Source organism: Thalassospira sp. MCCC 1A01428, from assembly GCF_002115825.1.
GTDB lineage: Bacteria > Pseudomonadota > Alphaproteobacteria > Rhodospirillales > Thalassospiraceae > Thalassospira.
In genome coordinates, this window is record NZ_JFJZ01000042.1 from 1 (window position 1) to 13002 (window position 13002).

At 53.1% G+C, this 13002-nt stretch carries 11 protein-coding genes; 8 read left to right on the forward strand and 3 right to left on the reverse strand.

From position 1 onward, the window contains the following. Positions 1 to 8: 8 nt before the first annotated feature. The gene (locus tag THS27_RS21410; protein WP_085594312.1) at positions 9 to 818 is read right to left on the reverse strand and encodes an amino acid ABC transporter substrate-binding protein; all 810 of its coding nucleotides are present in this window, start codon (positions 816 to 818) and stop codon (positions 9 to 11) included. Positions 819 to 874: 56 nt separating this feature from the next. Continuing rightward, on the reverse strand, positions 875 to 2038 hold the full coding sequence (locus tag THS27_RS21415; protein ID WP_085594314.1) for a PLP-dependent aspartate aminotransferase family protein: 1164 nt from the start codon (positions 2036 to 2038) through the stop codon (positions 875 to 877). Between the two features lie 90 nt (positions 2039 to 2128). Between THS27_RS21415 and THS27_RS21420 the strand changes: the two genes are divergently transcribed. Beyond that, the gene (locus tag THS27_RS21420; RefSeq protein WP_085594316.1) at positions 2129 to 3004 is read left to right on the forward strand and encodes a LysR substrate-binding domain-containing protein; all 876 of its coding nucleotides are present in this window, start codon (positions 2129 to 2131) and stop codon (positions 3002 to 3004) included. Positions 3005 to 3031: 27 nt separating this feature from the next. Here the strand turns inward: THS27_RS21420 and THS27_RS21425 are convergent, their stop codons facing one another. Further along, complete coding sequence (locus tag THS27_RS21425; protein WP_085594318.1) at positions 3032 to 3883, reverse strand: LysR family transcriptional regulator; 852 nt, start codon at positions 3881 to 3883, stop codon at positions 3032 to 3034. A gap of 106 nt (positions 3884 to 3989) precedes the next feature. Between THS27_RS21425 and THS27_RS21430 the strand changes: the two genes are divergently transcribed. From THS27_RS21430 to THS27_RS21460, 7 genes are all read left to right on the forward strand, one after another. Then, a complete protein-coding gene (locus THS27_RS21430) occupies positions 3990 to 5312 on the forward strand; it encodes an aspartate aminotransferase family protein (RefSeq protein ID WP_085594320.1) in 1323 nt (440 codons plus the stop codon). A gap of 705 nt (positions 5313 to 6017) precedes the next feature. Then, complete coding sequence (locus tag THS27_RS21435) at positions 6018 to 7205, forward strand: efflux RND transporter periplasmic adaptor subunit (RefSeq protein ID WP_085594322.1); 1188 nt, start codon at positions 6018 to 6020, stop codon at positions 7203 to 7205. Continuing rightward, positions 7202 to 9148: a MacB family efflux pump subunit gene (locus THS27_RS21440; RefSeq protein WP_085594324.1), complete on the forward strand. Its 1947-nt coding sequence runs from the start codon at positions 7202 to 7204 to the stop codon at positions 9146 to 9148. The genes THS27_RS21435 and THS27_RS21440 overlap by 4 nt, the downstream gene beginning before the upstream one ends. A gap of 41 nt (positions 9149 to 9189) precedes the next feature. After that, the gene (locus THS27_RS21445) at positions 9190 to 10548 is read left to right on the forward strand and encodes an efflux transporter outer membrane subunit (protein WP_168184965.1); all 1359 of its coding nucleotides are present in this window, start codon (positions 9190 to 9192) and stop codon (positions 10546 to 10548) included. Positions 10549 to 10895: 347 nt separating this feature from the next. Continuing rightward, complete coding sequence (locus THS27_RS21450; protein ID WP_246833058.1) at positions 10896 to 11618, forward strand: response regulator; 723 nt, start codon at positions 10896 to 10898, stop codon at positions 11616 to 11618. Then, a complete protein-coding gene (locus tag THS27_RS21455) occupies positions 11515 to 12675 on the forward strand; it encodes an ATP-binding protein (RefSeq protein ID WP_210402967.1) in 1161 nt (386 codons plus the stop codon). Before THS27_RS21450 ends, THS27_RS21455 begins: the two co-directional genes overlap by 104 nt. A gap of 54 nt (positions 12676 to 12729) precedes the next feature. Beyond that, on the forward strand, positions 12730 to 12999 hold the full coding sequence (locus tag THS27_RS21460; protein ID WP_246833059.1) for an FAD-dependent monooxygenase: 270 nt from the start codon (positions 12730 to 12732) through the stop codon (positions 12997 to 12999). Positions 13000 to 13002 lie beyond the last annotated feature (3 nt).

Sequence of the window (13002 nt, forward strand, 5' to 3'; positions counted from 1 at the left end):
TGCCGGGACTAAACACCTAGCATGGCATCAACATTTTCCCGGGTAATGCCAAAACTTTCGGCGGCAATCAGGGCCTGAATGGACCAGCGTACAATATCCATCCACTGGTCATCCCCCTGTCTGACGGCCGGGGTCAGCGCATCAACGTAAGGGGTGGCTGGAAAAATGATATAATCATCGGGGTTTTTTGCCATACTTGCCCGGACCGATGCCAATGCCCCGGCATCGGTAATCAGCGCATCACAACGGCCAGAGAAAAATGCCTGCCGTGCGGCCGAAGTATTATCAAAAACAACCGGCTGCAAATCGAGCTTATGCTTTGTTGATACATCGTTGACGACAACTTCGGTCGTCGACCCCGTCTGAACACAAACCGATGCCCCCGCCATATCTTCAACCTGCGTGATCCCGAGGGATTTTGGCATCATGAAACCGGTATATTCATAATAATTTGGCTGGGTAAAATTGATACCATTGGCATCACGCTGCAATGTCCAGGTCAGGGTGCGGGGCAAAATATCAATTTCCCCGGTTTGTAACGCAGGAATGCGCTGCTGCCCGGAAAGGGGCACAAAATCAACCGCATCCTTATCCCCCAGCACTGCAACTGCAACAGCCCGGCATGTTTCAATATCCAGCCCGCGCCAGTATCCATTATCGTCGGGTGCGCCAAAACCCGGTGTGCCCTGACTTGCGCCGCAAATCAGGCGTCCGCGTTCCTTTACTGTATCAAGCGTGGTGGCGGCCTGCGCCGTCATTGCAAACAACATCCCCGCCACGGGCAGACAAATTGCCGCAAGTTTCGTTTTATATCCCATTTTTACCTCCTGATATTTTATCATTCAAAGCCGCGTAATACGGCGCGTTTCCAACCTCAGGCCTGTGCCATCAGATCAAAAAACGTACGCAGATCCGCCCGCAAATCTTCCGGGTCTTCAAGCCCGATACTGAGACGCAATATGATGCGTTCGTTTCGCGGGTGCGGTGTGGTTCGATGACTGTTTACAGTCATCGGTGCAATCAAACTGCGCGTTCCTCCCCAGGACGCACCGATTGCAAAGATCCTGAGCCCGTTCAAAGCGGCATCCAGTCTGCTTTCCCATTCCACCGGCAAAACCACCGAAAACAGACCGCTGGCACCGGTAAAATCACGCACCCAAAGCGCATGCCCCGGGCTTTCGGGTAATATTGGCGATAGAACCTCGACGGGGTATTGGACGACAAGCTCGTGGGCAATTTCACTGGCAACACGACCGGAATGCGCAACCCGTACTGCCATTGTTTCCAACCCGCGCAATACCAGTGAAATGGCGTCAGGGGCGGTATGAAAACCCAGCATTCGCATCACGTCACGCAAACCTTTGCGTAAATCCATACGGTTTACCGTAACCGACCCCATCAGAATATCTGAATGCCCACCAGGATATTTGGTCAATGCCTGCATGGAAAAATCAACCCCATGCGCCAGGGGCTTGAACAACAACGGGGTTGCCCAGGTGTTATCAATGCCAGTTAAAATACCCTTTTCGCGGGCACAGGCGACAATGGCAGGAACATCCTCGATCTCCATTGTTGTCGAACCAGGGCTTTCCATCCAGATCAGGCGGGTTTCCGCTGTTATGTAAGCATGAATCCCTGCACCGATACCAGGCGGATACGTCGACCATGTCATGCCCAGCGGGGCGAGGAAGTTCTGGCAAAAGCCGTTCACCGGCGGATAAGCTGTTTCAGCAATCAAGACATGATCGCCCGGTTTGAGAACACTTAAAAAAACAGCCGCAATGGCCGCCTGGCCCGATGGAACAACAACTGTTTTAACCCCGCCTTCAAGTGCGGTTAACTGCGCCTCCAGAACACGCTGTGTCGGGGTGCCGTGCATGCCATATGAATAACTGTCAAGGTCACGCTGACCACGGGTGGCATAGGCTTCGGCATTGTCAAAAACAATGGTCGATGCCCGCTGCGTTGCCACACATAAAGACGAAAATTCATCTTCTGCAACGGCAGGGTGATGAACGCTAAGGGTAAAATCACGCATAAAACTCTCCGATTGGGTTTCAAAGAGAGTTGCACGACCACCCTAGTAAATATACTGATGGTTCATCATTACTCTATGTGGAAATGTTATATGAAATACCGCCAGATCGAGGCATTTCATGCCCTCATGATTTCAGGCTCGACCGTTCGTGCCGCCGAAATCATGGGTATTACCCAGCCTGCTGTTTCTCGCCTGATAAGCGACCTGGAACATGCCGTACGCTTTGCACTGTTTGATCGTATACGCGGACGTCTGGTTGCCACACCGGAAGCACGCCTGTTTTTTCGCGAAGTGGATGAAAGTTTTCGCGGGCTGGATCGTCTGCGTGCAGCAGCAGCCGGTATTCGGGACTATGGCGAAGGCACATTGCGGATCGGCTGTTTTGCTGCGGGCAGCGTTAGCCTTGTGCCTTCCGCCATTCGTACATTTCGCGCCAGGCATCCGGATATCCGGCTGACTTTTCATGTCAAATCATCTGCCGATATTCGCAATGGCATTGTGGATGGGCAATACGATATTGGCATCGCCGCCGACGAAATTGATAATTCTGGCGTCGATAGCCAGGTTTTTTGCAGTTACGCTGGCGTTATCGCCATGCCAAAAGATCACCGGCTGACGGCACAAAAAATCATAAAACCTGCTGACCTTAACAATGTATCGCTGTTGGGGCTGGTCGCCGAAGACCGCGCACGCCAAAGGCTGGATACCTTGCTTGAGGCTGAGGGTATAACACCTGATTATGCATTGGAAACGCCAAATTCGGCGACCATCTGTGCCCTTGCCGAAGATGGCAACGCTGTCGGCCTTGTCAATCCAATGGTTACAGGTCTTTACGCAAAACGAAATGTCATTTTCCGCCCGTTTGAACCCGATGTCATTTTCAGATCGCTGCTGCTTTATCCAGCCAATGTACAAAAATCCCGGCTGATCCGCGAATTTAGCGGGATCCTCCTGTCACACAGATAACCGCTTAAATCTGGCCAAAGAATTCGTCTAGATTTCAGCCATATATGTTTTTATAAACTCGCCAAATGTTTTGACAATCGGGGGTGGTTTAAGGGCCGCATAGGCAAGGGTAATGCCAATATCGGGCAAGGCAGGAAGGCCATTTTGCAAAATAAACAGATCAGACGGGACAGCAGCACGCGTCACCACGCTGATCGCCTCGCCAGAGCGCGTAACGGCCAAAAGCCCGGCAAGGCTGTTACTTGCAAATGCAATACGATAGGCGCGCCCCACCCGGTCCATTGCCCCAATGGCTGCTTCATAATCCAGTGTTCCAGGCGCAGACAGGGCCACCGGTAGCACTTCACGCGCCAGAATGGCCGGATCGGGAGCATTCCCTACCCAGACAAAAGATTCCGGGCGAATAATCCGGGCACGGTCGGCATCTTCTGGCACAGACAGCACCGCAAGGTCGATTTGCCGCCGTTGTAAAAGCTGGCGTAATTCTACTGTGCCCGCGCAAACAACCTCAATTTCAATACCACCATGAAGGGTGGCAAAACCACGCAGCAAGCCGGGGAAAAAAGCCGTCATATAATCTTCCGGACACCCGATGCTGATCGCGCCGTGAAGGGCCGTGCCCGATATGGCAGCAACTGCTTCGTCATGGGCACCCAAGATGCGTTCGGCATAGGAAAGCATACGAATACCCGCCGCCGTTAATTCTACCCCGCCCCCTGTGCGGCGTAAAACCGGCTGGCCAACGGCGTCTTCAAGACGTTGCATCTGCATACTGACAGCCGATTGCGTGCGCCCAATCTTCCGGGCAGCTTCACTGACCGAACCCGCACGCGACACTGCCACAAAACTGCGCAGTAAAAATATTTCCAGATCCTGCATTTTCCATCAATTTTATTGATATCATATTTCTATATTATGAATTTGGCTGAATGGCTTTGGCAAGGCAAAATGCTTTTCACCCGCCAATCAGCAGAAAGCCGTTTTGATGAGCAACACCAAACCCGACAATCCCAACCTTGATCCTGCCTTGTGGTCGGCAATCTCTGATCATGTCATGCGCTATGGCCCACAATTTGAAAAACGCATCATCAGCCGTGCTTCGGGCAGCTATGTTTATGATTTGGCAAATGAACCGATTCTGGATTTCACATCTGGGCAAATGAGCGCGGTTTTAGGCCATTCTCACCCCGAAATCGTCAAAACCGTTCAGGACAATATCGGCCAGCTGGACCATCTTTTTAGCGGCATGTTGTCGCGCCCGGTGATCGAGCTTTCGCAACGTCTTGGTTCCATCACCCCGGGCCTCGAAAAGGTTTTGCTGCTTTCGACCGGGGGTGAGTCGAACGAAGCCGCCATTCGCCTTGCCAAAATTGTTACCGGTAAACACGAAATTGTGGCGTTTTCCAAAAGCTGGCACGGCATGACAGGGGCCGCCGCAGCCGCAACCTATAGTGCAGCACGCAAGGGCTATGGCCCGGTTTCGGTGGGTTCTTTTGCCATTCCCGCCCCCCATGCCTATCGCCCCCGTTTCACCCATGTCGATGGCTCGCTGGACTGGCAAACCGAACTTGACGATGCCTTTAATCTGATCGACAGCCAGTCAACCGGCAATCTGGCCGCTTTTATTGCCGAACCCATCCTGTCGTCGGGCGGGATCATTGATTTACCGTTGGGCTATCTGGCAGCACTCAAGAAAAAATGCGACGAACGAGGCATGTTGCTGATCCTGGACGAGGCCCAAACCGGCATGGGTCGCACCGGCCATATGTTTGCCTTTGAACGCGATGGTGTCACACCCGATATTCTGACCCTTTCCAAAACGCTGGGTGCCGGTTTGCCGCTTTCGGCGGTTCTGACCAGCACCGAAATCGAACAGAAAGCCCATGATCGCGGCTTTATTTTTCTAACCACCCATGTATCCGACCCCCTGCCCGCCGCCATTGGCATCACGGTCATGGATGTTATCGCCCGTGAAAACCTGATCGAGCGTGCCACATCAGCCGGGCAACATCTGCGCACCGGCCTTGAGGCATTGCAGCAACGTTTTGACTGCATTGGTGATGTTCGGGGCCGCGGATTGTTGCTTGGACTTGAAATTGTTACCGACCGCCAAAGCCGCACGCCTGACCTTGCCATGGGCGACCGCATCGGCGAAGAAGCCCTTGCCCGCGGTCTGAGCATGAATATCGTCAAGGTTCCCGCAATGGGCGCTGTTTTCCGAATTGCACCGCCATTGACAATTTCAGATGATGAAATCGACCGTGGCCTCGACATCATGGCCGAGGCCATTCAAGCAGCGCAACGCTAGTTCCTAACGAAAACAGGCCACCTCAAACAACAACACCCGGACTCATAATCACTTTTACAAAGGGTGCCGTGATCCGACTATAAAAAAGCTAACGTCCATATGAGGATACGCGCACCTTCAACTACGCGTGTCCTCTTATGGCATTAAAACCATTGTCTTGCGGGCAAAACCGTTCTGCATCGGTTTTTCTAGCATAATATAGTGCCAGGCGTTAGAGGCCATAATCGCCAATAATGCGCAGGATGCGAAAACGGCAACCCTTGGTGAAGCCATCACTGACGTTCATTGGATCCACCAGTCACGGCCAACGGCACCCACATCCCCAAGGCAAGCTTGCGCCCGCTTCCTGATGACAGACTGTACGTTCTTCTGGTCAGGTTTAAAGGGCTAAGGTCAAAATTCCAAGGCCGTATTCCCTGCACACCGATCATTGATCGCTGTCTATCCTTGTTTGCTAACACAACCTCAGTGCTGGTGAGCAAAGCGAATAAATACGCATCCACCAAACCTCCACATAACCTCTACTCAACTTTCATTGCGGCGTGAAAGGGTCCGGAAGAAAGCGATCTTCGTGGAACCTTTTCATCTTACGCAGGATGCATCCGCTGATACCCGTCACGCTGACGTCGCGGAGACTGACGAGAGAGAAGGCAGCGGGGTGGTCGCTTTTCCCTGGTCAATAAACTTCAGTTGGTAACAACAAGAATGAAATTTTCGAATAGCTTTGGCCGCCCACTGGTCATTGGGGGAATAATTATCGTGGCGCTCGTGGCAATTGCCTCGGCCCGTGGTGTTCTTGAGGAAAAGCCGCCAGCATCTGTGCTTACCGAGTTTGTCTCGTTGGGCACAATCGAGGAAACCGTTCTTGCCTATGGTGAACTCGAACCTGCCAGCATCGTAAGCATTGGTGCGCAGGTTTCAGGTCAGTTAAAGGCGTTGCATGTTGAACTTGGTCAAAAAATCACGGCAGGCGACCTGATCGCCGAAATCGACCCGACAGCACAGGAATATGCCCTTCGCATCGCAGAAGCAGCTCTTGCCAATGTCAAGGCGCAGCGCAAAGCCCGCGGCTTTGAACTCAAACGGGCGGAACAAGCCTATAACAGACAGAAAAGTATGGCGCTTCAGCAGGCCGCATCTGTGGCCGAGCTTGAGACAGCAGAGGCTGCATTCAAAGTACTCGCAGCTGATATAGATGCGTTGGAAGCGCAGATTGCCCAAGCCACAGTGGAAGTCGAGAACGCGAAAGCCAATCTCGACTACACGAAGGTTGTCGCACCAATGGATGGCGTTGTGGTTGCGGTCGTAACCAAAGCTGGCCAAACACTGAACTCCAACCTGGCTGTACCGACGATTATTGTGCTAGCGCAGCTTGATGTCATGCAGGTAAAGGTCAAAATATCTGAGGCCGATATCACCCGCGTAAAACCGGGCCAAACTGTGCGTTTCACGATTATGGGCGAAACTCATACTCCGATAGCTGGCAAATTGGAGCAGATCGCCCCCGCCCCGACATCGATCGCGGCGGAATCGACAACGCCCCCCGCAACCGCCGGGCAGATAGCACAGGCTGTTTATTTCGACGGACTATTCACAACACCAAATCCCGATGGCCAATTGCGCCCCATGATGACCACTCTTGTGACCATTGTTGTGGGAAATGCGCAAAACGTCCCGCTTGTGCCTTGGTCAGCACTAACCGGGCGCGATCAGAACGGTCGCTATCACATGAGTGTGCGGTCGCCTTCGGGCGAAATTTCCGAACGTCTTGTCGCAATAGGACTGACAGACCGGATCAAGGCGCAAGTGATTGAAGGCCTTAAGGTTGGCGAGGAAGTTGTCATTCCGGCAGATGGTCAGGCGTCAGACTCTAACGCTATGGGGATGATGTGAGCGCTTTACTGGAAATAGAAAACGTCACGCGGCTATTTAAAGCAGGCGAAGAGACGGTCTCCGCACTCAAGGGTATCAACCTTCGTATTGACAACGGTGAGCTCGTCGCGATCGTAGGTGCCAGCGGGTCGGGCAAATCGACGCTGATGAATATTCTTGGCTGCCTTGATCAGCCTACTACGGGTGATTACCGCGTCGGTGGCCATAGTGTTGCCGGTTTGAACGCGGACGAACTGGCTGCATTGCGAAGGGAGCATTTCGGCTTCATCTTCCAGCGCTATCATTTGCTTGGCACGCTCAACGCAATGGATAATGTGGCGATGCCAGCTGTTTATGCCGGTATTGATTCTGTCACCCGGTACGAAAGGGCCAAAGGGCTTCTGGAGCGCCTTGGCCTTGGTACGCGCATTGATCACCGTCCGGGTCAGCTTTCCGGCGGGCAGCAGCAACGAGTGTCGATTGCGCGTGCGCTTATGAATGGTGGGCATATCATTCTTGCCGACGAACCAACCGGGGCGCTTGATAGTAAAAGTGGTGAAACCGTTCTTGAGATCCTTAAAGAGCTTCATCGTGACGGCCATACTGTCATTATGGTCACGCACGATATGGAGGTCGCCGCCCATGCTGATCGTATCATTGAAATCCGTGATGGCCTTGTTCTGTCGGACAAGCGGTGCCGCGCACCTGCCATTGATGCGCCTTCACCTTCCTTTGTAAATTCAGAGCCTGTTGGCGTTCTGTCCGGTTTTCATCGACGGTTTTCAGAAGCTTTCCCCATGGCGTTGCGTTCATTGGCGGCGCATCGGGTCCGTACATTCCTTACCATGCTCGGGATCATAATTGGCATTGCTGCGGTCGTTTCAGTCGTCGGTCTGGGCGAAGGGACACGCCAGAGAGTCCTGGCCGAGATCAGCGAACTTGGTGCGAGCACCCTTTCCATTTTCCCCGGGCACGGCTGGGACGACGAGCGCGTCGATAGCATCAGGACGCTGGTCGTTTCCGACGCCGAGGCTTTGTCTGCGCAAAACTATATCGACAGCGTTACACCGCTGGTGTCCACGAGTACACGCATTCGGGTCGGCCGCTCCAGCATGTCAGGCAACATTGACGGTGTCGGCGCGGATTATTTCCGGGTAAATGGCCTCAGAATCGTGCGTGGTAACGGGTTCTCAGCCGACAGTATTGCGGAACGCCGACAGGAGGCCGTGATAGAGGAGCGCGCCGTATCGACGCTTTTTCCGGGGGATCAATCTCCGCTTGGCAAAATCGTTATGATTGATCGTGTGCCGGTGGTGATCATTGGCACGGTGGCCTCACGTTCCGGCATGTCCGGTAAAACCCTGCAAATGTATCTTCCCTATACTGCCGTGGCCGGCAGGTTGCTTGGCGCTGCAACAAGCCTTGCCGGGTTAAGCGTTCGTATCTCGGACAATATAGACACGATTATTGCTGAACGCGCAATCGTCGGTCTTTTGACACGTCGTCACGGCACGCAGGACTTTTTTGTCTTCAACAGCGACCAGTTACGTCGGATCCTGGAAAAGACATCGCAGAAAATGACGCTACTGATTTCGTCTGTTGCGGTGATTTCTCTGATCGTCGGCGGCATTGGCGTAATGAACATTATGCTGGTTTCGGTCACCGAGCGTACCAGTGAAATTGGCCTGCGCATGGCGGTCGGTGCACGTCGTATCGACATCATGCTTCAGTTCCTGATTGAAGCCGTGACGATTTGCATTGCCGGGTCTTTCCTCGGCGTCGGGCTGGCCTTCGCCACAGCAATTGCCTTCGGCGGAGAGGACAGCCAATTCCCGATGATCATCTCTTTTGATGCCATCCTTTTTGCGTGTCTGGTTGCGCTTTTGATCGGCCTCGCTTTCGGTTTTCTGCCCGCCCGCAATGCTTCGCGCCTTGATCCGGTCGTTGCGCTTTCAAGAGAGTAACCATGGTTTTCGTCAGATTGATTTTTCCCTGCGTTTTTGTCGTGCTTGCCGGTTGCACGGGCCAGTCAACAACCTATCTGCGTCCGGATATGCCAGAAGGACCGACATGGCCTGCCTCGATTTCTAACGACATCGCCAAAGTAGATGCCGATCAATGGTGGGCTGCGTTCGGAGACCGCGACCTAAACACGCTGATCCGTGAAGTTGTTACGCGTAACAACGATATTTTCGCGGCAACCGTTCGTGTTCGCAGAGCGTTTTTACAAGCAGATCTTGCTGCAAATTCCCTATTCCCGAAATTGAGTGGCAATCTTAACAGTTCGAGATCGAGGCCGCTTGACGGAAATGCCGTATCGACCTCGTCTTCGTCAGCTTCAGTCCGGCTTTCCTACGAAGTTGACTTATGGGGCAAACTGGCAGCGCAGCGCGATAATACAAACTTTGAAGCCGATGCCACGCTTGAGGATTACGAGGCGGCCCGTCTTGCAATTATCGGCATGACAATCGAAACCTATTTCCGTATCGCGCACGCGAATGAGGCAGTTACGTCGGCTGAAAACAGCCTTGATTATGTAAGGCAAGTACAGAACCTCGTCCGCAAACAGTTGGATGTCGGGGACGTTTCCGAACTCGAACTTTTGGAAGTTGAACAGACTGTCGAAACACAGGCCGCACGCGTGTCCGAATTGCAGCAGGCACGCCTTGTTCTGCGAAATGTGCTTACGGTCCTTTTAAACGGCAGGCCAAGTCCGGTTCCCGAATTACAAAGCTTGCCGCGACAGAAGTTGCCAGCGATGACGCCTGGTTTGCCCGCAGACCTTCTTGCCCGCCGCCCGGACCTTCGTGCAGCAGAAGCGCGGTTAAAGGGGGCGTTAAAAAATGTGGATGCGACGCGAACCAGCTTCTATCCGGGCATTTCGCTTACCGGCGAGCTTGGTACCAGCAGCAATCAACTTTTATCTTTCATTTCCAATCCGGTCGGGACACTGGGTACCGGAACAGTTCTGTCATTCCTGAATCTAAAAGACATGGATCTGACAATCGCAGTTTCACAAGCACAATATGAAGAGGCTGTTGCGGCATTTCGAACGACTTTGCTAAATGCATTCGCCGACGTCGCCAATGCGCTTGGTGCGCGCACCAACTATGTAGAACAGTCACGCCGACTTACTAATGCTTATGTGGCAGCACGGGAAGTTGAGAAGCTCTCCGAAACACGTTATCGGGCGGGTGCCATCACTATGCGTATCTGGCTTGACGCGCAGGAACGCCGACGTTCCGCCGAAGTGGCACTTGCAGATGTGCAGCTTGCACAGTTCGTCAATGAATCCATTCTGTATCGCGCGCTCGGTGGCAGCACCACTCTGATCGGAAACGAGGTCGCCACAGCGCAACAATAAGGTACTCCAGTCAGTATGGAGAAACCAGGGGCACAATTCTTAAATCCCGCACCTTGGAGTTCCCGGTATCGAAAATCTCCATAGAACCTCCACAAACATTTAACCCGCTTTCGACACAGGGAGGTTAACCGTTGACTGTTATCTGCAAATTCCAATCCGGATATGAAGGATGCTGTGCTCTGGGCGCGCGGACGCGGTCGGTTGTGAAAAGCTAAGTACAAATTGCCCGTCATGTTCAACAAGGTCTCAATCACCACATTGCTTGCGACCAAATGATGGTATTCTCAAGCGGTTGCCAACAATACAAAGTGATGGATACCTCAGCCAAATGAGTTCTTTTGGATGAAATGTCAAAGATTGAAAACATGCTCGTGAACAATGCCCTGATCCTGATCATCGAAGACGAACCCGAGATTGCCGAAATCATCGGCACGTATCTGTCACGCGAAGGTTTCCGGGTTGTCACCGCAGGTGATGGCACGATTGGGCTTGCGCATCACCTGCGTTTACGGCCCGACCTTGTGGTCCTGGACATCAAGCTGCCAGGACAGGATGGCTATGAGGTTTTAGCAACGATACGCCGCAGGGGTGATACGCCCGTCATCATGGTCACCGCGCTGGCGGAGGATCTCGACAAGTTGCAGGCCCTTCGGATCGGTGCAGACGATTACGTGGTTAAACCGTTCAACCCGCTTGAGGTTGTTGCGCGTGTGAAGGCGGTTTTACGACGAACGGTTGCCCGAGATAGCGAGCAAATGTTGCGCGTCGGATCCTTGACCATTGATCCGCAGGCATATCGGGTGGAGGTCGAAGCCGCCGCGGGACCAGTTACACTCGGCCTTACCAGAACCGAATTTCGTATTCTGGCTTATATGGCCTTAAGAATTGGCAGAGTGTTCGAGCGCTCGGAACTGGTCGACGCGTGCCTGCCAGAAGGGGAAGCACTGGATCGGACAGTGGACAGTCATGTCAGCAATCTGCGTCGGAAACTGGCAGCGGCTGGCGCAGATGGTCTGCTCGTCGGTGTTCGTGGTGTTGGTTATCGACTGGACAATACATATGGCCAGTAATCTGAATTCCCGCATCGTTCGCGCGATGATTGCGCTTACGATGCTTGCTTTCGTCGTCGTTTATTTCGGGTTAAGTGCCTATTTCTTCTTCATTTATGACTGGCTCTATCCGGAATTTACTGACGACGAGATCTTGCGTACCGGTGATATCGTAACGTTGGGCCTCCTATTGGGGATCGGCATATTAACCGCCTCATTGTTGGGCTGGGTTCTTGCACGACGAATTGTGGATCCGTTGAAATCTGTTGGCGCGGCGGCGCGAAAAGTAGCAAATGGCGATTTTTCAGCACGCGCTTCATTGAGCCGTGGAAATTTTGGCGAAGCGAGCGACCTCGTCAATGACTTCAATCAGATGGCTGGGCGACTACAGCGCGCAGAGGCCGAGTTGAAATACTCGAACTCGGCAATTGCGCATGAATTGCGAACGCCTTTGACCATTCTGCGTGGGCGGCTTCAGGGGTTGCTAGACGGTGCCTTTGCTCCCAGTCCGGAACTGTATGGTCGCTTGATTAACCATGTGGATGATCTGTCGGCCATTGTAGAGGAGCTGCGAACGCTAGCACTGAGTAATGCCGGTCAGCTGGATCTGCAATATTCATCTCTTGACCTTGCAATGGAGGCCAAGGCCGCCCTTGCCTCGCTTGAGGATCATTTCGCTGCCGCCGGGATTACGGTAACAAGACAATTATCCAGTGGCATTCTGAGTGCTGATCAATCGCGTTTGCGCCAGGCCTTCGTTGCGGTTCTTGAAAACTGTTGTCGTTATGCACCGCAAAGTACAGTGCATGTTAAGACCGGTGTGAACGAACAGCATGTTTTCTTCCGCTGTACGGATACAGGGCCGGGCCTTCCCGAAGAAAGCCGCGCGCGCGCCTTCGAACGGTTTTGGCGTGCGGATGACTCACGAGGGCGTAGCCGTGGTGGCTCCGGCTTGGGCTTGCCGATTGTAAAGGCGATTGCCCAGGCACATGGGGGCGAAGCAGTTATATTACCCGGTAAGGAACCCGGTCTTACCGTCGAAATCCGGCTGCCGTGCCAAGTGTCACCTATCGCCTGAAGATCCCGGTTACTCTGATGACTATGCCGGAGTTGCTGAACGGCATGTCTCAATTTGGGGCATTTTGTCGCTTTTCTTCTCTTATCGCAAAAGGTAAGCATGACAAAAGACTTCATAATCGACATGCTGATTTACGGCGCGGGCGCAGCCGGCCTCACGCTTGCAATCGACCTTGCACGACGGGGAATTTCCGTCGATCTGATAAAGAACATGTATAACGCCTTTCGCGATTCGCGCAGCAAAGGCCTGCAACCGCGCGCACTGGAAATCTTCGAGGACCTGGGCATTGTTAAATCAAATGAGGCAAATCGGCACACAGGTTAGTTC